Source organism: uncultured Parabacteroides sp., from assembly GCF_947855115.1.
In the GTDB taxonomy this organism is placed as follows: domain Bacteria; phylum Bacteroidota; class Bacteroidia; order Bacteroidales; family Tannerellaceae; genus Parabacteroides.
This window is the reverse complement of sequence record NZ_CANTZW010000001.1, coordinates 342,031-368,080: the sequence shown is the minus strand read 5'-3', so window position 1 is coordinate 368,080 and position 26,050 is coordinate 342,031. Positions and strand designations below refer to the sequence as shown.

Annotated in this window: 17 protein-coding genes and 1 pseudogene; 11 read left to right on the top strand and 7 right to left on the bottom strand. The window is 45.5% G+C overall.

The window, feature by feature from the left end; genetic code table 11:
- On the top strand, positions 1–933 hold the full coding sequence (locus tag Q0110_RS01470) for a tRNA-dihydrouridine synthase family protein (RefSeq protein ID WP_297901237.1): 933 nt from the start codon (positions 1–3) through the stop codon (positions 931–933).
- Here Q0110_RS01470 and Q0110_RS01465 read toward each other — a convergent pair.
- The gene (locus Q0110_RS01465) at positions 890–5,413 is read right to left on the bottom strand and encodes a translocation/assembly module TamB domain-containing protein (RefSeq protein WP_366139628.1); all 4,524 of its coding nucleotides are present in this window, start codon (positions 5,411–5,413) and stop codon (positions 890–892) included. The genes Q0110_RS01470 and Q0110_RS01465 overlap by 44 nt on opposite strands.
- Before the next feature lie 109 nt (positions 5,414–5,522).
- Here Q0110_RS01465 and tsaD point away from each other — a divergent pair, with 109 nt between their 5' ends.
- Entirely contained in the window at positions 5,523–6,542 is a 1,020-nt protein-coding gene (gene tsaD / locus Q0110_RS01460) for a tRNA (adenosine(37)-N6)-threonylcarbamoyltransferase complex transferase subunit TsaD (RefSeq protein WP_297901231.1), read from the top strand.
- Between the two features lie 132 nt (positions 6,543–6,674).
- Positions 6,675–7,163, top strand: coding sequence for a CinA family protein (locus Q0110_RS01455; protein ID WP_297901228.1), 489 nt, complete (start codon positions 6,675–6,677; stop codon positions 7,161–7,163).
- An 11-nt stretch (positions 7,164–7,174) separates the two neighbouring features.
- On the opposite strand, the gene Q0110_RS01450 is transcribed toward Q0110_RS01455, so the two are convergent.
- The gene (locus Q0110_RS01450; RefSeq protein ID WP_297901224.1) at positions 7,175–8,911 is read right to left on the bottom strand and encodes an SGNH/GDSL hydrolase family protein; all 1,737 of its coding nucleotides are present in this window, start codon (positions 8,909–8,911) and stop codon (positions 7,175–7,177) included.
- Positions 8,912–8,997: 86 nt separating this feature from the next.
- On the opposite strand from Q0110_RS01450, the gene Q0110_RS01445 reads away from it, so the two are divergent.
- The 7 genes from Q0110_RS01445 to Q0110_RS01415 all read left to right on the top strand — a co-directional run bounded on the left by Q0110_RS01445 (position 8,998) and on the right by Q0110_RS01415 (position 17,783).
- Positions 8,998–10,989, top strand: a complete 1,992-nt coding sequence (locus Q0110_RS01445) for a glycoside hydrolase family 97 protein (RefSeq protein WP_297901221.1) — start codon at positions 8,998–9,000, stop codon at positions 10,987–10,989.
- 105 nt (positions 10,990–11,094) lie between these two features.
- Positions 11,095–13,575 (top strand): TonB-dependent receptor, encoded by a 2,481-nt coding sequence (locus Q0110_RS01440; protein ID WP_297901218.1) that lies wholly within the window; start codon positions 11,095–11,097, stop codon positions 13,573–13,575.
- A 45-nt stretch (positions 13,576–13,620) separates the two neighbouring features.
- A complete protein-coding gene (locus Q0110_RS01435) occupies positions 13,621–14,643 on the top strand; it encodes a histidine kinase (protein WP_297901215.1) in 1,023 nt (340 codons plus the stop codon).
- Complete coding sequence (locus Q0110_RS01430; RefSeq protein ID WP_297901211.1) at positions 14,640–15,350, top strand: LytTR family DNA-binding domain-containing protein; 711 nt, start codon at positions 14,640–14,642, stop codon at positions 15,348–15,350. The genes Q0110_RS01435 and Q0110_RS01430 overlap by 4 nt, the downstream gene beginning before the upstream one ends.
- Positions 15,351–15,480: 130 nt before the next feature.
- Entirely contained in the window at positions 15,481–16,020 is a 540-nt protein-coding gene (locus Q0110_RS01425) for an NlpC/P60 family protein (RefSeq protein ID WP_297901209.1), read from the top strand.
- Between the two features lie 48 nt (positions 16,021–16,068).
- Positions 16,069–17,343 (top strand): serine--tRNA ligase, encoded by a 1,275-nt coding sequence (gene serS, locus Q0110_RS01420; RefSeq protein ID WP_297901206.1) that lies wholly within the window; start codon positions 16,069–16,071, stop codon positions 17,341–17,343.
- A 224-nt stretch (positions 17,344–17,567) separates the two neighbouring features.
- Positions 17,568–17,783, top strand: coding sequence for a DUF2442 domain-containing protein (locus Q0110_RS01415; RefSeq protein WP_297901203.1), 216 nt, complete (start codon positions 17,568–17,570; stop codon positions 17,781–17,783).
- A gap of 157 nt (positions 17,784–17,940) precedes the next feature.
- Here Q0110_RS01415 and Q0110_RS01410 read toward each other — a convergent pair.
- The 4 genes and pseudogenes from Q0110_RS01410 to Q0110_RS01395 form a co-directional block, all read right to left on the bottom strand.
- Positions 17,941–19,734 (bottom strand): annotated as a pseudogene (locus Q0110_RS01410) (FAD-dependent oxidoreductase); the annotation flags it as partial.
- Positions 19,735–19,998: 264 nt separating this feature from the next.
- The gene (locus Q0110_RS01405) at positions 19,999–20,976 is read right to left on the bottom strand and encodes a dihydroorotate dehydrogenase-like protein (RefSeq protein ID WP_297901199.1); all 978 of its coding nucleotides are present in this window, start codon (positions 20,974–20,976) and stop codon (positions 19,999–20,001) included.
- 29 nt (positions 20,977–21,005) lie between these two features.
- Positions 21,006–21,674 (bottom strand): YggS family pyridoxal phosphate-dependent enzyme, encoded by a 669-nt coding sequence (locus tag Q0110_RS01400; RefSeq protein ID WP_297901197.1) that lies wholly within the window; start codon positions 21,672–21,674, stop codon positions 21,006–21,008.
- Positions 21,675–21,680: 6 nt separating this feature from the next.
- Entirely contained in the window at positions 21,681–22,184 is a 504-nt protein-coding gene (locus tag Q0110_RS01395; protein WP_297901195.1) for a DUF4494 domain-containing protein, read from the bottom strand.
- 493 nt (positions 22,185–22,677) lie between these two features.
- Here Q0110_RS01395 and Q0110_RS01390 point away from each other — a divergent pair, with 493 nt between their 5' ends.
- Positions 22,678–25,311: a fimbrillin family protein gene (locus Q0110_RS01390; protein WP_297901191.1), complete on the top strand. Its 2,634-nt coding sequence runs from the start codon at positions 22,678–22,680 to the stop codon at positions 25,309–25,311.
- 238 nt (positions 25,312–25,549) lie between these two features.
- Here Q0110_RS01390 and ndk read toward each other — a convergent pair whose 3' ends face one another.
- Positions 25,550–26,011 carry a nucleoside-diphosphate kinase gene (ndk, locus tag Q0110_RS01385; RefSeq protein ID WP_297901188.1) on the bottom strand — a complete coding sequence of 154 codons (462 nt, stop codon included), beginning with the start codon at positions 26,009–26,011 and terminating at the stop codon, positions 25,550–25,552.
- Positions 26,012–26,050 lie beyond the last annotated feature (39 nt).

Sequence of the window (26,050 nt, the reverse complement as noted above, 5' to 3'; positions counted from 1 at the left end):
ATGGCTGTGATTCATTTCGCTCCTTTGCAGGGATATACAGATTCGGTTTATAGGGAGGTGCACGCCCGGATATTCGGGGGTGTGGATACGTATTATACTCCTTTCGTAAGGGTAGAAAAAAGTGGTTTCCGGAATAAGGATCTGAAGGATATCGCCAGGGATGGAAATAAGCAGGCGCATGTCGTACCGCAATTGATCGCTTCCACACCGGACGAGTTCCGGTTGATCGTACGTTTATTCCGGGAGAAAGGATATCGGGAGGTGGATATTAATTTAGGGTGTCCTTTCCCTATGCAAGTCCGTGCCCATAGAGGTTCTGGGCTTTTGCCGCATCAGGAAGAGGCCGAGTCTTTGTTACATACGATCGAGGAGTTTCCGGATCTTTCTTTTTCTGTGAAAATGCGTTTGGGGTGGGAACGTACGGAAGAGTCATTCGCGCTTCTTCCTTTATTGAATAAGTTGCCTTTGAAGCATATAACCTTGCATCCCCGGTTAGGGATACAGCAATATAAAGGGGTTGTAGATTGGGATGGATTCTCCCGCTTTTACGAGGAATGCAGACATCCTTTATATTATAATGGAGATTTACTTGGTCTGGAAGATATCCGGGCTGTAAAGGAGCGTTTTCCGGGGCTTGCCGGGATCATGCTGGGACGAGGGTTGTTGGCTTCTCCTTGGTTGGCTTCGGAATATATGTCCGGACAGGCCTTGAACGTAAAAGAGATACGGGAAAGATTGGTAACGTTTCATGATTTGTTGATGGATGAATACGCTACCCGGCTGGAAGGAGGCGAACATCAGTTATTATCTAAAATGAAGACGGTCTGGGATTATCTTTTGCCGGAAGCCGATAAAAAACCGCGTAAGAAAGTTTTGAAAAGTACTTCCCTTACTTCTTATCGGTCGGCTGTGAAAGATTTGTTGAATCCTTGACGGCGGGAGATGTATTCGTGGAGTCCTTTACTGTGGGAGAGATACCCGTAGAGTCTTTGGGCGCCAAGGGGAAAAGAGGTCTCCTTCTTCTTCTGAAAATCTCAGAGAGGTTTGTAAAATCTTTCCGGTACATGATACCCACACCTTGTATGGTCAAGGCTTGTTTCAGGCCGAAATACATATCTCTGGCATGGTTATAGGCTTTTAGTCGGATCTCGCCGGAAGGAGTCAATTTGTATTCTAAGTCGAACTCTCCGATGAACGTATTGTTTTTCCCTGTGTTGACCGTGTTCCTCATACCGAAATTTCCATTGATCAATAACCGGTTGTTTAACAATTGGCTGGATAATAGCATTTCGTATTCAGTGTCTTCCTTGAAGCCATCTTGTCCGGCTCGTATGTTTGTTCCTATTTGTACCTTGTCGGTGAAACTTCCCAGCAAATTGGATAATTGCGCAGAGATAGCGGATGAGGCCACGGCATTTAGTTCGCTAGACTTATAAGTTGTCTGGGCGTATTCGGGAGTATAGAATTTATTTAAGACCAACAGATAAACGATTTGCCGGGTCATCATATCCTCCGTATCGATAAAGGCCTTGACTTGACGTTCTAGTTCTTCGTTAGAGTTCGGGAATTCCAGGTCGAAGGAAATAGACGGGCTGCGCAATGCGCCTTCAAGGTTTAGCACGCAATTGACAGGTATGTTTGTCCGCGAGCTTTCCTGTAAAAAACTCTGATCCAGGTCGCCTATATTTGCGGTCAAATTGTAGGTCGCGTTGATATTCATATGGGCGTTGAACGGATCGCCCCGGAAATTGATCGTGCTACCGTCTCTGATCTTGAATTCTTTATGGATGATTTGCTGCAAGCTGAAATTATAGTTTCCTTGTACGATATTCACGTCGCCGTACATGCGAAGATCACTTCTCGTTCCATATTGTATTTGCAAGCTTCCACTGGCGTTTCCTTTGATACGGTCTCCCGCTACCGGGTCCATGATTAGCTCGATGTCGGCATCGGGGGTAATATCGAGGAGGAAGTTCATTCGTAATTCGGCCCCCTCGTCGGTCTCGTGTATGATATTTAATGGATGCGTGGTGGTGGAGTCTACGTTAGTGGCCAGCTTGCTTTTGTCTACGAAGGTGATGAAGTCATAGTCCGTAGCCGAGTTATTATTCATGAAATCCAGATAGACGGCGGTCTTAGGTTCGCTTTTCATATTAATGTCGAAGTCTATCAACTTACCGTTGCCCTTGATTTGCGCCGTACCGCTGGCGAATACCGTTCCGTAGATCAGCGGGTTCTTTTTCTGGTTGGCGTTATACATCAACATCTTATTTCCCTGCACGTTTACGAGGAAGTTGTAATCCCGGAAATGCGAGTGGTTGAATTTGAGGCTGACTTTCCCGGAGTTCCCGAATTGATCCTTGACCGTGATGTTCCGCAAATTGACGGACGTAGAGTCTAAATGCACAGAGTCGGAAAAAGTGTAATAAGTGTCCAGGAAATCAACCCCGACCCCTCCGTCCATGACATAAGCGTCTCCCTCTACATTCAGCGCCTTGAAGGGGCCGTGCAGGTGTATGTTTCCGAATCCCCGGCCTTGCAGGTTCTTTACGACCGTATCGACAAAGGGTTGCAGGAAGGCCAGATTGATGTCATTGGCATCGAAATACAAGGATAGTCCCGCGTTAGGCCCTACCGGGAATACGTAACCGTTCACATCCGTCCAGGTGCTGTCGTTCTTGTAGATACTTCCCAACATAAGGATACCTTTCTGCGCGTTGTCCCATTCGCTGAAAAGATTGAGACGGCCTAAGGTGACTTGGTTGAATGAGAAATTCTTTACTTCCAGATCCGTGTTTAGCATGCGACTATTGAATAAGTCGTTCAGGTAGAACTTGCCGGTCGCCTCGCCAGCGAACTGCAAGACCGGGATATTCAATACATCAAAGACGTAGCTCAGTTCTATTTGCTTTAAATCCACCAACAGGGTATCTGCCGGATCTTTAGAGATCACCCCTTCCATGGATAAATATTGAGTATCATGATCTACCCGGAAATGCTCGATGCCGATCTTACCCTCCCGGATCGTTATATGCGCCGGATTGATGGTCCATAGCGTGTCTTTAATGATAAGAGGACTTTTGTTTAACGAGACTTCCGTGCGTAACTTGGCCCGCCCGTTCTCGTTTTCCTCCTCGACGAAAAGGGTAGAGGCTGAGATATCGGCCTTGAATAACCGCTCTTTGTTATTCGCCCATCCGATCACGGTGTTCACTAAATTGTCTTTAGCGTCTGCCTTGAGATCAAGATAATTACGTAATCCCTTATCGTTGTAATTAACCGTTTTTAATTGAAGGTTCACCTTCTCGTCCGGATTGTCGCAAACCAAGTATCCGGATTCGAACATAGACTTTCCGAGGTTGAACTTCGGGAGCCACGCCTCGATACGGAATTTATTATAGATATTATTGTAATGCCCCGTGATCCGTCCGGGCTGTACCATCGTGAACGGCAGCTTCAAAGTCGTAGAAAGCGCTTCCGTATTCTCGACCGTCAGCAGGAGAGCGAAGTTATTCTCCTTCACGATTTGTTTTTTCTGGGTCGTGTTGATCAGGGCCGGCACGTATCCCTTGAACGTGTTCATAAGGCTGGGAATTAGCGTGTTGAATGAATAAGACCCCGTGACTTCCCCGTTCAAGATATCGGAAGTTATGGTTAATTGCCGGTTGAGGCTATCCCCCGAGGCCACTACATTGAGTTTCTTCAAGAAGAAACTGCTGGGAGCGGTCTCGAAAGAAAGACTGTCTAACGTGATGTTACCTTCCAGATTATCGATATTATCTCCTGTAAAATCAGCGTTTAACGCTAAAGAGATATTCGGCTCCTCGTATTTGTCCGTCAGGTTCAATTGGTCCGGACGGAAGTGATTGAGGCGGGCGGTGAAATTGAACAAGGAATTTTGCCCTTGATGCTGGAAGATGCCTTGGGCGTGTAATTCGCCGTTAGGATCGTTTACATGGATAGTCCCATCGAAACTGTTCTTCTTGAAATTGCCGGAAAGGTTTATATCCTTGTATTTATATCCTTTATAATCGAACTCCTTGACTTGCGCTTGGATATTTCCGGAGAAATTCCCGCCAACAGGCTTGTGGGTATCGATATTGATATCGAAGCGGGCTTTCCCGAAAAGGTTATCCTCCCCGAACAACTCGTGAAACTGTATGTCGCTAGAGGCGATACGTCCTCGTAGATAAGCGGCTATATTTTTATCTTTGTTGCTACCGAATATCAAGTCTGTCTGTATGGAACCGATGGAAGACGATACCTTTCCGAAAGCTACCAAGTTGTCGAAAAAGCCCGATATCTCGCCCGTGAAATTGATCGTGCCCAATTTGACGACCGGGGCAGGGAGACTTTTCGGACGCTCATTGAAGTTATTGGCCAGGCTGGAGATACCGTCTGTCGTGATATACATCTTATTCACTTTCCCTAAAAGATACGTTTCCTCGGGATGGGTGATGTTCTTTAGTTCCATCTGGCCGATAAACAGCATCTTATCGCTATATTTCAAGGTGAGACGCTTCAAGTTGAAATTATTGATGTAGCCGTTTGCCTCGGCCGATAACTCGATCGTATCAGCGAAATTCTTGAACGCCGGGACGAAAGGGGATAAGTCTTTCAGGCAGATTTGCGAAGGCGTTATATTCAAATCGATCGGAGCGTTGTTCAAGAGAGCGGGGAGGCTATCGATCTTACTTAAATCGATCCGGGCAAGACCGATGTTCAAGTCTGTCTGCGGCAAACGTACCTCGAAATCTTGCACGAAAGCGCTATCCCGGTTCCCGACCACGTTTAGCGATAACTTATTCAAGGAGAAACCGGATGCCTCGTCGAAACTCATCTTCTTGATATGAGCGTTCACGCTGTCCTTGTTAAAAGCCTTGAGAGATATCTTGGCACTCAGGTTCTTGATATCGATATGCTTGGCGTTGAACTTTCCAGGGGTCTCTCTCTCGCTATCCACGTTATAGCTGAAATTACCTCTTCGGATCAGGATGGAGTTGAAACGGAGATCGATATTCTTCTCTTTCTTTATCGAGTCCTTACTGGCGAAAGCGTCGATCACGAATTGCAGGTTCAAAGGACTTTCGGGCGTATGCTTTCGTAGATTGAAGGAGAAACCGAACAGGCGTACCGTCGTGAAGACGAACTTCCCTTCCAGTAATGGCATGATCTCGAATCCCGCCGCCACATGGTTCGCCTCGAACATGACTTTCCCGTCTTGATCTTCCAGATAAAGCCCTTCCAGTACCAGACGATTGAACCATTCGATATCCACATTTCCTATCTTTACGGGCACACCGAGATGGCTGGATAACTGGGCCGTGGCTATTTCCGAGACTTGGGTTTGGATGTAAGGGATTCTCAGCAAGATGCCCGGTAACGCATAAAATATCCAGAATAACGTAAGCAGGGTAATGATTATGTATTTAAGTCCTCTGATATCTTTTCTATTTATTTAGCGCAAATCTACAACAATATCGCGATAGATTTCGTTAATTCGCGGAAAAAAAGACGAAGATATGAGTATAACGATATTAGGAATCGAGTCCTCCTGCGACGACACTTCCTCTTCCGTGATCCGGGATGGCGTGATGCTGTCCAACGTAATAGCCAGCCAAGCCGTTCACGAGGCCTATGGCGGGGTTGTTCCCGAGTTGGCTTCCCGTGCCCATCAGCAGAATATCATTCCGGTAGTGGCCGAGGCGATCAAGCGTGCGGGGATCGATAAGTCCGAGTTGAGTGCCGTGGCATTTACCCGCGGGCCGGGTTTGATGGGTTCCTTATTGGTCGGGACCTCGTTCGCTAAGGGTTTGGCCGCTTCCTTGGATATTCCGATGATCGAGATCAATCATTTACAGGCTCATGTGTTGGCTCATTTTATCAAGGAAACCCCAGACGATGATCACGCTCCTTCGTTTCCTTTCCTTTGCTTGTTGGTTTCGGGAGGTAACTCGCAAATTATAAAAGTGAACGCTTATAATGACATGGAGGTGATTGGCCAGACAATCGACGATGCCGCGGGAGAGGCCTTCGACAAATGCGCCAAGGTGATGGGATTGGGTTATCCCGGTGGCCCTGTAGTGAACCGTTTGGCGAACGAGGGCAATCCGAATGCCTTTACCTTTAGTAAACCGCATATCCCCGGGTATGACTATAGCTTTAGTGGCTTGAAGACCTCTTTCTTGTACACTTTGCGAGATCATTTGAAAGACGATCCGGATTTTATCGAGAAGAACAAGCAAGACCTATGCGCTTCCTTGCAAGCTACGGTAATCGATATCTTGATGAGTAAATTGCGCAAGGCGGCAAAGGATTTGAATATAAAGGAAGTTGCCGTTGCCGGAGGTGTATCGGCTAATTCCGGTTTGCGTGATGCGTTCTTGGATCACGCGAAACGTTTCGGCTGGAAAGTACATATCCCGAAGTTCTCCTTTACCACGGATAACGCCGCTATGGTCGCTATCACGGGATATTATAAATATATGGATAAGGAGTTCTGTCCGATGGATGCCGCTCCTTTCTCCCGGGTTGTCTTATAGAAAAAGAGTTTTACTATAGAGAAACAGAAGTTTCTCCTAGGGAAAACAAAAGTTTCTTCTAATAGAAACTATTTTTTTCTAGAGAGGAAACTATTGTTTATCCCTAATGAAACTCCTATTATCATTATAGCGATGGAAATAGATGGTTTACCAATAGAATTGGCAGTAGCGAACGTGCTCAAATCAGGACACTTGATGATGGGTACGGCAGAGAGTTGTACAGGTGGGAAGATCGCCAGTATGATAACCTCCATAGCCGGCAGTTCGGAGTATTTTGCCGGAGGCGTAGTTTCCTATTGCAATGAGGTGAAACATAATGTGCTCGGTGTTTCCGAGGCAGACTTGAGCGCTTTCGGGGCCGTAAGCCAACCGGTCGTGGAGCAGATGGCCCGTGGAGCTATGCGGGTATTGGGATGTGATTGCGCTGTCGCTACCTCCGGAATCGCCGGACCGGGAGGCGGGACTCCATCGAAACCGGTAGGAACGGTCTGGATAGCCGCCGCTTATAAAGAAAAGATTCTCTCCGAGTGTTTTCATTTCGGGGAGAATCCTCGTTTGGAGAACATTCGCTTATCGGCAGAGGCGGCGTTGCGTATGTTGCTCGGATTGATCCGTGGGTAAAAGGCGTTCCGTTAATGGGCGATCTCGTCTACGATTCGTTTGTAGCCTTCCTCATTCGGGTGTAACCCATCCGAGAATAAAGACTCGTTTATCTTACCGTCTTCCTGAAGTAGTTTTGTACCTGGGTTCTTAAAGGTATATCCTTCGCTTTCCGTCATTTGGCGAATGCGGAGATTAAGATTTTTTATCCGTTCCTCTTGATTGCGGCGGGGCAAGATGCCGATCATCTTGATCGTAGCTTCCGGCTGCCGCTGCTTGATGGCGGGAAGCAAAAAGCGAAGACCTTCCACGATCTCGTTGTCGTTATTGACCCCGATATTGTTCGTGCCGATCATCAATACTACCTCCTCGGCCTTGTATCCATCCAATTCGCCATGATAGACCCTCCAAAGCACGTTTTCGATACGGTCGAAACCATATCCGAGATTATGGAATCCTGCCGGGCGCATGATTTTCTCCCAGGTTTCCATACCTCGCATGGACGGTCCTTTAGGCTCGCCTCCCCAGAAATGCGTGATGGAATTACCTAGGATCACCCGTCGAGGTGGATTACTTTGATTCAACGCGAGGATATCCCGGTGACGTTTTTGCCATTCGTAATTGTTCGGTTCCCTGCGTTGGGTGACAGGTTTCGTAGTTGAGAGATTCCCCAGAGGAATGTGTAATATCTCCCGGATTTTCCGTTCTACGGCATTCGCCTGTGTTTCCATGCCCCAATCGGAAGGATGGACATAATCTACCCAGGCATCCGGGTGCAGTCCCAACTCTTCTCGTGTAAGGTAGTAGATATCCTTTATCCCTTGCGCTTGCAATTCCTCGAAAGCCTTTTTAGCCCCTTCGTTCATGCGTATATAATCTTGTAGCTTCGTATCATCGGCAAGAGCGTTGCTATATCCGGCATGCTCCACCAATAGGATCGGGGAGGAGTGGGAGGCACGTATTTGCTTGACCGCGTTTAATATGAGTCGCGTGATTTCATCTTTGCTTTTTGGCGTGAGGTTGGGCAGGCAGTCAAGAATGTAAAGGCGTGCGTCTATCTCGCAAATAAAATCCAATACCTCTTTCTCCAAACGTCCGTTACCGGAGAACCCCAGGTTGATAAGCGGATATCCCAGAGAACGCTGCAAGATCGTGGCCCAAGTCATACCCGGACGAGAGGCACATGCGCCTTGGGCGATCGAGGTTCCGTATAAAAGAATCGGTTTTTCGGGCGATACGGGGATAAACGTAAGCTCATCTTTTTCGGGTATACCGATTTCCAGCCATTTTATCGTATTATAAGGCGGGAGGTAGAGACGGAACTCATAGCCCTTGTCGTGATATTTGTCTTTTCCTAGATTCGTATAATGATATTGAAGCGTATCGCCGGAAGGATAACCTCCGAAATAAAATCTCCATTGGCCATCGCTATCGATACTGTATAAATCTACGCCCGATACGCCTGTCGTAGGGATATGAGGCATATTCAAGGGGCCGTTTACTACGTAGCGTACTTTTAGTTCGGGAGCGTTACAGAAAAAATGAATCGCCAGCCCGGCAGAGTTGCGGGATAGATCCCATACAGGTTTACGGACTTTGCCCTCGGCCCTTTGGGGAAGCCGGACGTAGCTGTCTCCGATCTCTTCGGTCCATCCTTGGTTTTGTATGACAGGGAATCCGCATTCGAGCGGGTTAAGCCATTTCCATTGCGCATGGACGGAGAAGGCCGTGAAACACACGAGCGCTAAGAAGATTTTGTGAAGTCTCATAATTTCGGTATTATTTGCTTTTTTGTTAAGAGTATGGCAAAGATAGTATATATTTGTATTCATAAACAAACTTAAATCTGCAAACCATGAGTAAAAACGTGTTATTTGTTTTTCTTTTTTTACTGGGCGCTATCCCGTCGATCGCTCAAAAGAATTACCAAGTCCAATCTCCAAACCGGGATATAAAGGTTGAGGTCACGGTAGCCGAGAAAGTTACTTTCGCTATCGTGCAGGATCATGCGGAAGTGATGAATTCTGCAGTATCCATGACTTTACAGGGAGGCGAGGTGCTTGGTGCGAACCCGAAAGTCTCGAAAGTGACGAAGACCTCGGTGGATAAGGAAATACCCTCTCCATTCTATAAGAAAGACGTAGTAAAAGATGTCTATAACGAGATGCAAATCTCGTTTCGAGGAAACTACGGCTTGGTGTTCAGGGTTTATAACGATGGGGTCGCTTACCGCTTCACGACAAAAAGAAAGGAATCGATCGTTATCGCCGATGAAGAGGCCATCTATAATTTCCCTTCGGATTATAAGACCTTCACCGCTTACGTGAATAGCACGAAGCCGACGTTTGAGGAGCAATTCTTCAACTCTTTCGAGCAGCCTTACGTAAACGAGTCGATCACGAGCCTGAATGATAAACGCTTGAAGATACTGCCTCTTTTAGTAGACCTGGGAGATGGTCGTAAGGTCTGTATCACGGAAGCCGATCTGGAGGATTTCCCCGGGATGTTCTTGAATAACGAGACGGGAAAGCCTTCCTTGAAAGCGGTTCACGCACCTTATCCGAAAGTGAAGGAACAAGGTGGCCATAATCAATTACAGATGTTGGTGAAAGAGCGTGAGAGCTATATCGCCAAGACATCCGGAACCCGTTCTTTTCCTTGGCGTGCGTTTATAATCTCCCGGAATGATAAGGAACTGGCCGATTGCGATATGGTCTACCGTCTGGCTTCTCCTTCCCGGATAAACGATATCTCTTGGATCAAACCGGGTAAGGTGGCTTGGGATTGGTGGAACGACTGGAATCTATACGGTGTGGATTTCCGTGCCGGAATCAATAATCCCACCTATAAATATTATATCGACTTCGCCGCCGAGCATGGTATCGAGTACGTAATCTTGGATGAGGGCTGGGCCGTAAACCTGCAAGCGGACATGATGCAAGTAATACCGGAGATCGATCTTCAAGAATTGGTGGATTACGGTAAATCCAAGAATGTCGGCATTATCCTTTGGGCGGGCTATTGGGCTTTCGCCCGCGATATGGAGAATGTCGTGAAGCATTATTCGGATATGGGCGTGAAAGGCTTCAAGGTGGATTTCTTGGATCGTGACGATCAGGAAATGGTGAACTTTGTTTATAAAGCCTCCGAGGTATGCGCGAGATATAAGATGCTTGTGGATTTTCATGGCGTATTCAAGCCGACAGGCCTTCAACGGACGTATCCGAACGTGCTGAACTATGAGGGCGTGAATGGCTTGGAGCAACTGAAATGGTCTCCCGAGTCTTACGATATGGTGACGTACGATGTCACGATCCCGTTCATCCGTATGGTCGCCGGCCCGATGGATTATACGCAAGGCGCTATGCGTAACGCCGCTAAGGGTAATTATCGCCCGGTAAACTCGGAGCCGATGAGCCAAGGAACCCGTTGCCGCCAGTTGGCTACTTACGTGATCTTCGAGTCTCCTTTCAATATGTTGTGCGATGCCCCGTCTAATTACAGGAGAGAGAAGGAGTGCACGGAATTTATCTCTACTATTCCTACCGTCTGGGATGAGACGATCTCATTGGATGGAAAAGTCTCCGAGTATGTAGCGATCGCCCGCCGTCATGGTAATGACTGGTATATCGGGGCGTTGACCAACTGGACGCCGAGGGAGCTGGATTTGGACCTTTCTTTCTTGGGCGAAGGTGATTATACCTTGGAATTATTTAAGGATGGTATAAATGCCGATCGTGCCGCTTGTGATTATAAGAAAGAGATAATCCCCGTGCCGGCAGATCGCAAACTGAAAATCCATATGGCTCCCGGTGGAGGCTATGCGGCTCGTATCCAGAAACGATAATTCTTTGTTCGTCTAAAGCGTCCCGGCCACTCGTCGAATAAACGCTTGCGTTCATAGGCGCAGGCGTTAGATTCGCATATCATTTATAAAAAAGTAGTAAAGGATATGAAGAGTCGGTTTATAAGAATGGGGATGCTGTTATTGGTTACGTTGTCTGTCTCGGTTTTGGTACAGGCGCAAAAGACTTTGGTGAAAGGCTTGTTATTGGATTCATTAACCCAAGAAGGCGAGCCTTTCGCCACTATCCGTATTTTCCAGCAACGGAAGCCGGATAACCCCGTGGCGATGACGGTGACGGATATGGAGGGGCGGTTCGAACAAGAAGTAAGTGGTAAAGGCGATTTCGAGATCTTATTTAGCTCGGTCGGGAAAACGAGCAAGACGGTTCCTTTTTCCTTGAAGGGAGAACAGACCGTGAACTTAGATACCGTCTATATCTCCGAGGACATGCAGCGACTGAAAGGCATAGAGGTCGTGGCCCAACGCCCGTTGGTGAAGATGGAGGTGGATAAGATGAGCTATAATACGGAGGATGACGTAGACTCGAAATCGAGTACCGTACTGGAGATGCTACGTAAGGTACCGATGGTAACCGTGGATGGAAATGACAATATCACGGTAAACGGCAGTAGCAATTTCAAGGTATATGTAGATGGGAAGCCGAACGTGATGATGAGCAGTAACCCCTCTGCGGTGTTGAAGAATATGCCGGCGAGTAGCGTGAAGAATATCGAGGTAATCACCAATCCGGGTGTGAAATACGATGCCGAAGGCGTAGGGGGGATATTGAATTTGGTGACGGACAAGGCCGCCGGAGGCAAGGCGGGTTTGAGTGGTTATAACGCTACCTTCCGGGGAATGGCCAGTACGAAAGGATTCGCCGGGGGGGCCTATTTCAGCATGCAAAAGGATAAATTCTCGATGACCGTGAATGCCAACGTCGCTAACGGGGATATCGATGATTCGGAAATCAGCGCGGACCGGGAGCAGTTGGGAGAAGCCGGCAGTAGTTTCTTGGATAACTCGCAGAAAGGCCGGACGGATATTCTTATAAAAATGGGAAACTTGAATCTGGGTTACGAGATCGATTCCTTACGTTTGCTCTCAGCCTCTTTTGGCTTAATGGGGTTCGATAACAACTCGGATTATCGTACGATGACCTCGATGCGGGGCGGCATCTACGGCAATGGTTTCGATTATACCGGACGATCGAAACAAGACAATGGCAGTTATTCTATCAACGGCAGTCTCGATTACCAACGTTCTTTCGCCGGTAACAAGGACCGGATGTTGACCTTCTCTTACTTAATCTCTTCCTCTCCGGCCAATACGGACTCGTACAGCCTCTTCGACGGAGAGCAGGAAAACCCCTTCCTGAACTTGACGAACCGTTATACGGACGCTCGCCGGAATACGTTAGAGAATACCTTTCAAGTGGATTACACCTCGCCTTTGAAACCCGGGCATCTCTTGAACGTGGGATTGAAATATATCTCCCGGAATAACTACTCTGATTCTAAGTATTATCTCAACGAGAATGGCGGGTATGTATACAACGAGAGCAATAGCTTGAACTATAAGCATTACAATGACATCTTGGCCGGTTATGCCGAATACGACGGGAAATGGAAGAAGTGGGGGCTCAAGGGCGGTTTGCGCTATGAGTACACTTGGCAGAACGTGAAGTACGTGGTAGGTCAGGGTGAGAATTTCTCGATGCGTTACGGCAATCTGGTTCCCTCGGCCAACCTTTCTTATAGTTTGTCGGCCAACCAGAATATCGGGGTGACTTACAATATGCGTATCAGCCGCCCGGGTATCGGCTACTTAAATCCTTATATCGATAAATCCGACCCGACCAGCGTCTCATATGGTAATACGGATCTGGAATGCGAGAAAGCGCATAACCTGAGCTTGGTATACAATCTTTTCACCAGCAAGTGGATCGTGAACCTGACGTTGAGGCAGGGCTTTTGCGATAACGCTATCGAGAGCTATAGTTTCTATAAGGATAATATCTTGAACACGACCTACGGGAATATCGTGAAGAACCGTCAGACAGGCTTGAACGCTTATGTGAACTGGAACGCCGGCCCCAAGACCCGTATCTATTTGAATGGTGGTATCTCGTACATCGACTTGAGAAGCCCGGAACTAGATCTTTCGAATAGCGGATGGCAGACAAACGCCATGGTGGGTGCCCAACAGACACTTCCATGGAATATCCGGCTGAGCGTGAACCTGATCGGTTCTACGAAGCAGTATAATCTGCAGGGATGGAGCACGGGCTTTAATGCAATGATGGGAAGCGTATCCCGCTCCTTCTTGAAAGATCGCTTGAGCGTGAGTATCACCGGGGCTACTCCCTTTAAGGGAAAGAGTATGGAGTTCAAGTCTTATGCGAGAGGCAAGGATTTCGTGAATCGAACCTGCATGCTTCTCCCGGTCCGAATGGTAGGCATAAGCGTGAGCTATACCTTTGGTAAGCAACAGGCAATAAAGCAGGTGAAACGTACGATCCGGAATACGGACGTGAAGGATATGAAATCCGAGACGGAAGGAGTCGGGAATATGTTGATCAAATAGCCGGGGGATTCAAATCTATTGTTTACTTTTGTGAAAAACGGTTCTATGAAACTCACGAGGCAAGATTATATACTGGCGGGGGGACAGGCTTTATTGTGGATCACCTTATGGTTGATTCCTCCTGCGATCGATTTTTTCATACGTTTTAATCCGGGTTCGGCTTTCGAGGTATGGAAGATTAATACGGGGTTCATTACTCCGTTGGCTATTGTCTTCACCGTTAATTTCTATGTATTGGTGCCCTATTTGCTTTATCGGGATCGGAAGATGCTCTTTGGTTTGATGAATTTATTGTTGATCACGGGGGCTAACGTATGGATATTCTCTCCCAAGGCAGATTTGCCGGACGAATGGCGTTCGGGGATGTATATGGTTGCTTTCGGAGCTTTCTTCTTGCATTTGCTAGTGGTCGGATGTGCCGTGGGATTCCGTTATATCGTACGTTGGGGCGATATGCAGATGCGTTTGAAAGAGGAACGGCAGAAAAACGCCGAGGCGGAATTGGCTTGGCTGAAGAACCAGTTGAATCCGCATTTTCTCTTTAATACCTTGAATAATATATCCAGCTTGGTTCAAATAGATCAAGATACGGCGCAGGAAAGTATCGGACAGTTGAGCGATTTGTTACGGTATACGCTCTATGAGTCGAATCATGAGCTGGTACCGGTGGAAGGAGAGATAGAGTTCATGAATAATTACATTGAGTTGATGAGGCTGCGCTGTAATGAACTGGCAACCGTGGAGGTGGATTTACAGGTCCCGCCCAAACCGATGAGGATCGTACCTCTTTTGTTCATATCTTTGATAGAGAACGCTTTCAAGCATGGCGTGAATAGCCGTAAACCGTCGTTCGTGCGTATTCGTTTCAAGGCAGAAAGAGATGATCTCGTTTTTACCTGCGAGAATAGCGATCATCCGAAACCGGACGTAAACCGTAGTGGATCGGGGATCGGATTGGAAAACCTGAGGCGTAGGTTGGATCTGGCTTATCCCGGTCGCTACCAATACGTACAAGAACTTCGGGAAGATATTTACTTTGTTCAAATAACACTTCGAGACTGCTTATGAAAACACTTACCTGTATGATCGTGGATGATGAGCCCCTGGCTGTGAAAATGCTTGAAGGGTTCGTGAGCCGTACGCCTTATCTGAGGCTGACGGTTTCTTTCAATGACCCGGTGTTGGCGCTCTCCACGTTGCGCGAGTCTCCGGTAGACGTGCTTTTCTTGGATATCCAGATGCCGGATCTGGACGGATTGAACTTATCCCGTATGGTTCCACCCGGTACAAAGGTGATCTTTACGACCGCCTTTAAGGAATATGCCTTTGATAGTTATGAGGTGAATGCCCTTGATTTCCTGCTGAAACCGATTCGTTATCATAAGTTTCTGGGTGCTGCCGAGAAGGCTCGCCAATGGTTTGAGATGAGTAGCGCGAAAGAGGAAAGAGGCAGTCTTTTCGTGCGGGTGGATAGCCAGTTGCGGCAGATAGATGTCTCCCGGATATTGTACGTGACGGGCTTGAAGGATTATGTGATGATCTATCTGGAAGAGGAGGCTCGTCCGCTTATCACCCATGTGACGATGAAGGCGATGGAGGAGATGCTGCCTTCCGGTCGTTTTATGCGGGTCCATCGTTCCTATATCGTGGCGTTGGACAAGATTCGTTCCGTTGACCGGAATAATTGTGTTTATATCGGGAAAGAGGTCATCCACGTGACGGATGCCTATAAAGAGGCGTTCAACGCTTATTTGAAGGCCGCTCAACCTTCTTGAGCAGGAATGCCCATCCTGAGCTCCTTACGATGGGCGTTCTAACGAGTTTACGATGCCCATTGTAGGGATCTTATAATGGGCATTCTAAACTTTTATGCGTATATTCGTGCTTTAATTAAGAGTAATCGATATGAAGAATAGCATTCCTTTAGGGTTTATCCGGATCTTTATCCTACTTGTATGCCTGACCTCGTGCGGTAGCCGGAAACAACAGAAAGTAGTTTTACCCGCCGATTTCAAGGGGCCGAAGGAGTTGGCTCGCTTATACGGGGTACGCATCACGCCGGAAGATAACATCTTCTTGTACAACGAAGGGGCTCGTTGGCTGGGAGTACGTCATAAATTAGGGGGAAGCACAAAACGGGGCGTGGATTGTTCCGGTTTCGTATCTATCGTTTATCGGGAGGTGTATGGCAAGCAACTGGCTCGTTCGTCAGCGGATATGTTGAAGTATAATTGCAAGAAGGTAAGTCGTGCCAAGTTGAGGGAAGGAGATCTGGTTTTCTTCAAGACAAGCCGTGGAGGGAAACGCGGTGTTCCGAATCACGTGGGGATTTATTTGAAAAACGGGCGTTTCATCCATACCAGTACATCCAGAGGCGTGATGGTAAGTAACCTTAGCGAGCCTTATTATACAAGAACTTGGTTAACGGGCGGTCGGGTAAAATAAAATTACTAATTTTGTGCCCTAGAAAAACTATTAAACATAAATAGAAATATGTTGACAATCAAATTAATTACAGAAAACACGGATGCGGTGATTCGTGGGTTGGAAAAGAAACATTTTAAGGATGCGAAAGAGAGCATCGCTAAAGTGTTGGAATTGAATGATAAAAGACGTATCGCACAAAACCAATTAGATAAGAACCTAGCGGAGGTAAACGCGACTTCGAAGTCGATCGGACAATTAATGAAAGAGGGCAAGAAGGAAGAGGCAGAGGCCGCTAAGAAACATGTTTCCGAGATCAAAGAGGTGAGCAAGGCTTTGCAGGCTGAGATGGATCAGGCTGCCGAGGAGTTGCAGAACTTACTTTATACGATTCCGAATGTACCTTATGATGAGGTGCCAGAGGGTGTTGGCGCGGAGGATAATGTGGTAGAGAAAATGGGGGGTATGGAAACGGAACTTCCGAAGAACGCTCTTCCGCATTGGGAATTGGCGAAGAAATATGATTTGATTGATTTTGATCTGGGTGTTAAGATCACAGGTGCTGGCTTCCCGGTTTATAAAGGACAGGGCGCTCGTTTGCAACGTGCGTTGATCAATTTCTTCTTGGATGAGGCCCGTGATGCCGGTTATGTAGAGATCATGCCGCCTACGGTAGTGAACTCGGCTTCCGGTTATGGTACGGGACAGCTTCCGGATAAGGAAGGACAAATGTATCATTGTGAGGTAGACGATCTGTATTTGATTCCGACGGCAGAGGTGCCCGTGACAAATATTTACCGGGATGTCATTCTGGATGAGAAGCAGTTACCGATCAAGAATTGCGCTTATACGCAGTGTTTCCGTCGTGAGGCCGGGTCTTACGGTAAGGATGTACGTGGTTTGAACCGTTTGCACGAGTTCTCTAAGGTGGAATTGGTTCGGATCGATAAACCGGAGCACTCCAAGCAATCTCACCAAGAGATGTTGGATCATGTGGAAAGATTGCTTCAGAAACTAGAGTTGCCATACCGTATCCTTCGTCTTTGTGGTGGTGATATGAGTTTCACGGCTGCTCTTTGCTTTGATTTCGAGGTGTATTCCGAGGCGCAACAACGTTGGTTGGAAGTTAGCTCCGTATCCAACTTCGATACCTATCAGGCCAACCGCTTGAAATGCCGCTATCGTGACGAGAATAAGAAAACGCAACTTTGCCATACCTTGAATGGTAGCGCTTTGGCCTTGCCTCGCATCGTAGCCGCCTTATTGGAAAACAACCAAACCCCCGAAGGCATCCGCATCCCGAAAGCGCTGATACCTTACACTGGGTTTGATATGATTAAATAAGAATCAAATCATTTGATGTGCTTTTTATTATTATGATAATCTCGAATAAGAATGTATGAGTCCCAACTTTTTAAGGCAAGATGGATATACATTTAAGATCTTCTCTAACGAAGAGGAACATAAGCGTATTCATGTTATAAAAGCGGGGAATAAGGCAAACGAGTTCAGGAAACAATTCGATGAACATATCGGTAAACGTATTAATGATTAATGTGTAGGGTATCATGCTTTCGGTGTTAGAACGGGATTATTTTCTGTCATATAATCGTGTTCCATGGTTGAAAGAAGCACGTATTAGTAATGTGTTAAATGTTCGAATGGCTAGGCGTAATGCGATAGAATGGCCGGAGTTAAATGTTGATTTGGAGATCGAAAGCTTGAAACATCCGGAACGTTATATCCTCATTATTATGAAACGTTCAACATTGGACTTCGTATAACTTCTATGTAAAATATCCCAGAAAATCCTCCTAATAAAGGATATACTGGGATGTTTTATTTGAATTAGATGAATAAATCTATACTTTTAGTACTTTCCATATAGATAGCTATAGCCTTGGGGAATAACATTATCCGTTAGTTCTTCTTTTTCAACTATATGATCGGTCCTGAACACGTTAATCCACAAGTGTCTACCTTGATCGTGGTGGTTACCGGAGCGGATTCGCAAGGGGTGTTTGGGCCGGAAGTTTTATTGGAAATGTTCCCTGATGGACAAGATGCGTCGATCGGCTCATTCTTAATCTTTGCTGTCGCTACACTCCAAGTCTTATAACCACCAGATAAGTTTCGGACATTCGTGAAACCATTTTGTGTCAGGATACGATAAGCCAGATAGCCTCTCAATCCAACGGCGCAAGTCACGACAATCGGTTTATCTTTGGGTAATTCAGCTAAATGTTCTCTTAATTCATCGACCGGGAGATTGATGAAGCCAGGAATTGTTCCTAAGTTATACTCATCCCGGGTACGGACATCGATACATACAGTATCGGGCGATAAATTCTCGATCTCTCTCCATTGGATCGCTTTGGCTTTTCCCGTAAGTAGGTTCTCCGCAACAAACCCGGCCATATTTACGGGATCTTTAGCTGCCGAATAAGGAGGAGCATAGGCATGTTCCAATTCGGTTAGCTCGTAGACTGTGCCTTTCCGCTGGATAACTTGCGCCAACATCTCGATCCGTTTGTCAACGCCACCGAAACCTACGACTTGAGCTCCTAACAGTCGTCCGTTTTCCGGAGCGAACAATAACTTGATCGATAAAGGTACGGCTCCCGGATAATATCCCGCATGCGAAGCCCCATGGGTATAAGAGGATTGGTAAGCGATTCCTTCCCGTTTCAACAGTTTGGCGTTAGCTCCCGCCGTGGCAACCGTCAGGTCGAATACCTTGGCGATAGAGGTTCCCATCGTCCCATCGTAGGTTTCTTTATTACCGAAAACGATATTGTCGGCTACGATACGTCCTTGCTTATTTGCCGGACCAGCCAATGGGATTAATGCCGGTCTTCCTGTCACGAGATGGCGTACTTCCACGGCATCTCCCAACGCATAAATATCCGGGTTCGAGGTCTGCATATAATCATTGACTGCGATACCTCCGAGTGTTCCGATCGTAAGTCCCGCTTCCTTGGCCAACCGGGTTTCCGGACGGACACCGATACTCAATAAAACCATATCTGCCGGGATTTGCTTCCCTCTTTTCAAATGAACAGTCACGCCTCCTGAAGTCTCCTCGAAACGAGATACTCCATCTTCCAGCATCAAGCCTACATGCTTGCTGACCAATTGCTGATGTACGATAGCAGCCATGGAATAGTCGAGAGGCGCCATCACTTGATCAGCCATTTCCACCACGGTAACGTGGATACCCAGCTCATGCAAATTCTCTGCCATCTCCAAACCGATGAAGCCACCACCTACTACTACGGCGGTACGTGGATTTTCCGCATTCACGTAATTCTTGATTGTGTCCGTATCCGGAACATTACGTAGCGTGAATATCTTTTTACTCTCGATCCCTTCGATGCGTGGACGCAAGGGTTCCGCTCCGGGCGATAGAACCAGTTTGTCGTAAGTCTCGGTATAAGTTTCCTCGGTACTTAATATCTTAATTTCTACTTGTTTGGATTCGGGAAGGATTCGGGTCACTTCTTGTCCCGTGCGGATATCTATACGAAACCGGTCCGTGAAACCTTTCACTGTTTGTACAAACAGTTTATTCCGGTTCTTGATCGTGTCTCCTATGTAATAAGGTAATCCGCAGTTTGCGTAAGAAACATATTCTCCACGTTCGAAAAGAATGATTTCCGCTTTCTCATCCATTCTACGCAACCGGGCCGCAACGGTAGCTCCACCGGCTACACCGCCAATAATCAAGTATTTCATATCTGTTTTTATTAATTTGTGTTATACATATTCGCTAGAAGTAAATAATCAGGTAAAAAGAGAATCCTCCCCACAGACTTAGTTTCATTGTCTTTTAAGAAGTAAGGCAATATGATTTCTGCGTTGTATAACGCACCGCTACAATCGTAGGAAAAGAGAACAAGGAGCGCTGCCCTAGAAGAATATGCCCTTAAGGTCAAGGCATACAAAGGAATGATCAGGGAGTAAAAAGAGGTCCTGTGGAGGGACCTCTTTCTTTCTTTTTTAGTCTCTGTTCGAGAAATATTTCATGAATTGTGAACGCTCATACATCGCCGGGTCCGGGATATTGGCGTAATTCAATTTACCTTGGAATTGGGAGAGAGACTGGTAATGGGCTTGATGCATCCATTCTTCCACGCAAGTCAATACTTGGGAGATGATTTCCGCTCCATGTGTATAGACTGCGCTACACATTTGTACGGCAGAAGCGCCCGCCAATAGGCATTTAACGACATCTTCCCAATCATGTACACCGGTAGAGGAAGCGATACTGATTCCTGGTATTTTCCCGGATACGATAGCTGTCCAGCGAATCGTGTCGCTCAAGTCGGAATGATTACTGAATACATTGCCCGAGACGATTTGCATATTATTAATATCAATATCCGGCTGATAGAAACGATTGAATAACACGACCCCATCAGCCCCGTTTACTTTTAGCAAATTAACCAGCGAAGGAATATTACTATGGCTCTTCCCGATCTTCATGATAACCGGAATAGATACGGTTTCTTTTACCTTACGAATAATGCTGACATACGTATCTCGGATATTCTCAAAATTTTCTGTCAGCTCAGTTTCCATGAAAAACACGTTCAGTTCCAAGGCATCCGCTCCTGCCAACTCGATTTGGCGGGCGAAATCAATCCAAGCGTCTGCCTTGTAGCAGTTGATACTGGCGATGATGGGGATCGTACATAATTCCTTACTCTTCTTGATCAGTTCCAGATAGTCATTTACTTGATTCGCCTTTACGTAACCACGGATATAATCCGCTGCTTCCGGGTAATCAGAATCTTGCATCAAAGCCTCGCTCTGCATCTCGATCTGCTCTTCGAAAAGAGATTTCAATACGATAGCGCCAGCGCCTGCTTTCTCAAAATCCCTGTTACGCTCCGCTTTATTGGTGAGTCCGGAGCTCCCGACAATAATCGGATTGCGAAGTGTCAACCCCGCATATTGGGTTTTAATGTCAATCATGTTGTCTATATTTAGATTTAATAATTACTTTAATATTCCCGTTCACCAAAAATACTGGTTCCCACCCGTATCAAGGTACTTCCTTCTTGGATAGCGATAGGGTAATCATGGCTCATACCCATGGATATTTCCTTGAAATCAAGGTTGTTTTTACAGAGAGTCTCTTTCAGTTCGATAAATAAATCATGGATTTTACGGAACTCCTTCCGTACCAACTCCATGTCATCGGTATTGGTAGCCATACCCATCAATCCGCAAATACGAATATTGTGGAGTCCGGCCAAAGATTCGTCACGCAACAACTCCTTGCATTCCTCGGGTGTGAGTCCGTGCTTGGATTCCTCTTGCGCTACATGGATCTCCAATAATACCCGGATAATGCGATCGTGCTTTTTCGCTTGTTTATCCACCTCGGCCAAAAGCTTCAAGGAATCGATACTATGGATTAAATGGATAAAAGGAGCGATATCTTTTACCTTATTACTTTGTAACGGGCCGATAAAATGCCATTCGATATCCTCTGGTAGTACTTTTTGCTTGGCGCTTAATTCCTGTGCCCTGCTTTCGCCAAACACTCGTTGTCCGGCGTTGTAAGCCTCCAGCAGAGCCTCTGCCGGATGAAACTTAGAGACGGCAACCAACGTCACCCCTTCGGGGAGCGATGTTTTTAGTTGTACTATGTTTTGAGCGATATTCATGTGTTTTTATCCTCTTTGTTCTGCTTGTTGCTTTTGTTCCGCTATCAGTTCCTCACCGCTTTTCTTCTCGCCGGGAATGCTGTTGGCGTCGAATGGGAATACGTCCATCAACTGGGTTTCCGCGACGGAAGCAATGGTATAATCTGCCAATGTACCCTTCATCCCATCCTCCAACACGGCGATGGCCTCTTTAAGTGTAGTGGCTTGGGCAAGCATTTGTGCGGCGGTTTTCTTTTCTGCCCCGCTTTTCTCGTCCAACGTGATGAAATAAACCTTGATTTTATAGAATCGATCACCGTTCTCGTTGAAAAATAATTCGGATAAACGAGCTCGTTTAATGTCTGTTACCGTGAACTCACCCGTGATGAAGGGACGGATCTCCTCAATAATGCGAGCTTCCGCTTCTGTAAAAGACAGGGCATCTACCAAGTAAGGCTCGGTTACTTTTTTCTGCATGCCGTTTTCCAGCATTTTCTCGTAAGAGACCTTACATTCGAACCAATTGTGCATATTCTTTATTTTTTATATATTGTCTGTACTCAGTTTAAAACAACGTACAAATATAGTGGCTATTCGCCAATAAAACAACTTGACGTAAAAGATATAATTGGTCAAGATGCCTAATTGGGCGTCTTTGTTTTGGGTTGGAATTAATGGGGTTTAAGTTTGGTTTCCTCATTGCTACGGTATTGGTTATCTGTTAATCCCTTTTATGATTTGGTTATTAGTGCTTTAATTTTCAATAATAGCGTTCATCGTATAGGTTCTCAACAATCGGGATATATCTGTAACTATAACATAGATAATTGGCGGTAACATATTAGAATCGAAAGCAAAATGCTCTTTGGGAGAGAAAGGCACATTTTGTTGTACGAAATGATCTGTAAGAGTTGTCAATAATAATGATTATTGTAATCAATTTAGTTATAAGACTTTTTAGTACGTATAAATGTCTTGTAAATAAAAACAATAAGAAGTTTGAATTTTAAATGTATCGTTTATTATGGAAAATCAAAAGTCTTTTTTCAATTGCTTCGGAAGAAGGTTGTTTCATTTACTAGTATTAGCTTATTTCTGTTTGACATCTTGTTCTGATGAAATGGAGCGATCTTCCTATTCTTCTTGTGTCTCGTTTAATCCAATTGTTCAACACTCATGCCTTTCCATGACACGTAGTTCTACGGATATCCCTTCAGAGACTGTTACATCTTTACTGATGGATGGTGAAAATAGTATTTATTTACATACCTTTTATACGGACAACATCATACCTCGTCTCTCTACTGTACAAACTGATGGTACACCCGTAACCCGTGCCCTTCCCATAGATGGTGAAAACATGTATCCTTCCTTTGCTGTTTCCGCTTATTCTTATATTGGTTCTTGGAATGAAAACCAAGGTCCTAACTTTATGTGTAATATTCCTATAACCAAATCCGGGAATTTTTGGTCTCCTGCCTCCGATTATTATTGGCCCGGGGGAGCGTATAAAATGAAATTCTTCGCCTATGCTCCGAACGGGAATGCCGCTTACCAACTTTCAGGACAAGTAACCGGTGATCCGACTATAACCTGTACTATACCTGCCGAGGTTACGGAACAAAAGGACTTGCTTGTTGCGGGTACGGGTGAATTGAACGGAAACTTGAATTCTGTTGTGAATCTCACATTCCAACATGCTCTTACTGCTGTCAGGTTTGTCTGCGGTGATGACATGCTGGCTGGAACTGTAAAACGTGTAACTTTGAAAAATATCTGTTCCAACGGTATTTACAATATGGAAACCGGAGAATGGAGCAGTGTGGGAACTAAAACATCTTTTTCACAGGATATTGAAAGACAAACAAATGGAACGGCAGGTGATACGATTACTATCGAACCGCAAACTTTTATGATGATCCCTCAGATCCTTTCCGATAGTGCGGCTATAGAAATTATTTTCAATGATGGAACACAAGATCATACTTTAAAAGCAGATATTAAGAATAGTGTATGGCCGAAAGGCAAGACTGTTACTTATAAGATCTCTACCAGTTCTATTAATTGGGAATATACGTTGAGCGTTACACCTCCATCAGCTTTTACTCATGTAGGAGGAACTAATACTTACGGTATTACCAGCTATCGAACCAACACGGTAAGGGGCATTCAAGAACCTGTTGCTTGGGCTGCCGAGTTTTCTACAGATGAAGGGAAGACTTGGAATTCGACAAAACCTGAATGGCTCACCACTTTTACTACGGGTGGAGATGGTAGCATTTCTATGACCTCTTATGAGGCTTCTGTTAGTTCTCAGGTGATTAGTCCTCAGACAGTTAATAGTAATATACATGTTCAGGCCTTGCGAAGCGCTATGAGTAAAGGTACGGCCAAACGACCATACAATTTGTCGAACAGCAATGGCGATGAAGTTGTAGAGAATACCGCTAATTGTTACGTTGTTAGTGCACCGGGTATATACTCTTTTCCATTGGTATATGGTAATGCGATCAAGAATAAGAAGCCGAATACTTCTGCTTATATTTCAAATATAGCTCAAGGGAGAATGGATGTGTTATACAATTTCCTAAATCATAGAGGAAATATAACCGATCCTTATATTAACAATAATGCGGGATGTGAGGCAAAAAGCGTTGAGCTCGTTTGGCAGGATGCGCTGAATTTGGTAACAGATCTCGAATTAACAGGTAGTGGAGAATCCGCTTATGTCTCCTTCTGTGTAAATGAGGCAACCATCCAACAGGGCAATGCTGTGGTTGCCGTAAAGGATGCCGGGGGGACTGTCTTATGGTCTTGGCATATCTGGGTAACAGATACAGATATAGAGCAAACCAAAAGAGTGGTAACAAAGATACCTTCACGGAATAACGAATATGAATTTATGCCGGTTAATCTCGGCTGGTGTGATGCTGGTACTATAAGTTATGCAAGACGGACATGCCTAGTTAAAATCACCCCTTCTGGCGGTACATATAAAACGTTTACTATTATCCAACAAGCAGCGGATTTTACTTATCGTGGAAACAGCCCTTATTATCAGTGGGGACGGAAAGATCCATTTTTACCGAGTAACGGATTTGAAACTAATACGAACAAAACATGGTATAACACAAAAAACGTGTGCTCAACAGACGACCCTTTAAAACAAGACTTCTCCAATGCAAATGAAATCTCAGCTTGTATCCAGAATCCCGGTACATTTAATACACGATCAACTGGAGCTCTGAATTTATGGGACATTGATCATACCGGTGGCCGTGAGCGTTTTTCTTCTGTTAAAACGATTTATGATCCTTCTCCCGTAGGTTTCCAAATCCCTTCTTGTAATGCTTTTACTTGTTTTTCCCTAAACGGAGCCGCAACTATTGATCTTAAAAACATATATGGTACCTGGTCTTCGGGATGGCGATTCCTCTGTAAATCGCCGCAAGAAACAATTTTTTTTCCTATGCTAGGATCTCGTCATCAAGATTCTTTTCTATATCGTACTCAAAATCAGGGACGCTATTGGGGTACATATTCTACACATGATACTCATGGTGGCTACTTTCTCCTTTATAAGGACGGTATAAACCCATTCTATGGTATCTCACGGCAGTTTGCTTTATGCGTTCGTCCGATTAAGGAAGAGCCTTGAAAGACAGCTGGAGGCATACAAACGTTTTTTATCAGCTTTCTAATTTGGGGATGAAATCTCTTAAACATTTTGCCATGATACCCTGTTGTAAATACAGTAGTGTGTTTTTCATGGTATTAGATTTTTAGATTAGTAATTAGGTTGTTCATTCAGTTCGGGAGAATAGGATGTTGGTTTCTAAATATGAGAGCCGGAAAGGTGAGAATAATATCTCTCGTTTCCGGCTATTCTTTTTTATTTAAAACTCGTCATTAGCGTAAAGACTCAATAGGTTTTTCAACTCGTAATCGAATATCTCTTCATCCTTGAAGAAACGTTTCAACTCGACCTCGGCTGTCTCCGGAGAGTCAGAGGCGTGTACGATATTCTCTTGTACGCTCATGCTGTAATCTCCCCGTATCGTACCGGGAGCGGCGTTTCTACCGTTGGTGGCGCCGGCCAAGGTTCTTACTACATGTATGGCATCTACCCCTTCCCAGCAACATACGATTACCGGGCATACACTCATCGCGTCTTTGATCCGTTGGAAGAAAGGTTTTTCTTTTAGGTGGGCGTAATGCTCGCTCAATATCTCGTCGGTCAGCCAAACCATTTTCATGCCGGCCAGACGGAGTCCCTTCTTCTCGAAACGGGTAACGATTTCACCGATCAGTCCTCTCTGAACGGTACAAGGCTTTAAAATAACCAATGTTTTTTCCATAAGATTTATATTAAAAGATTAAACAAACGTTTGATGTCT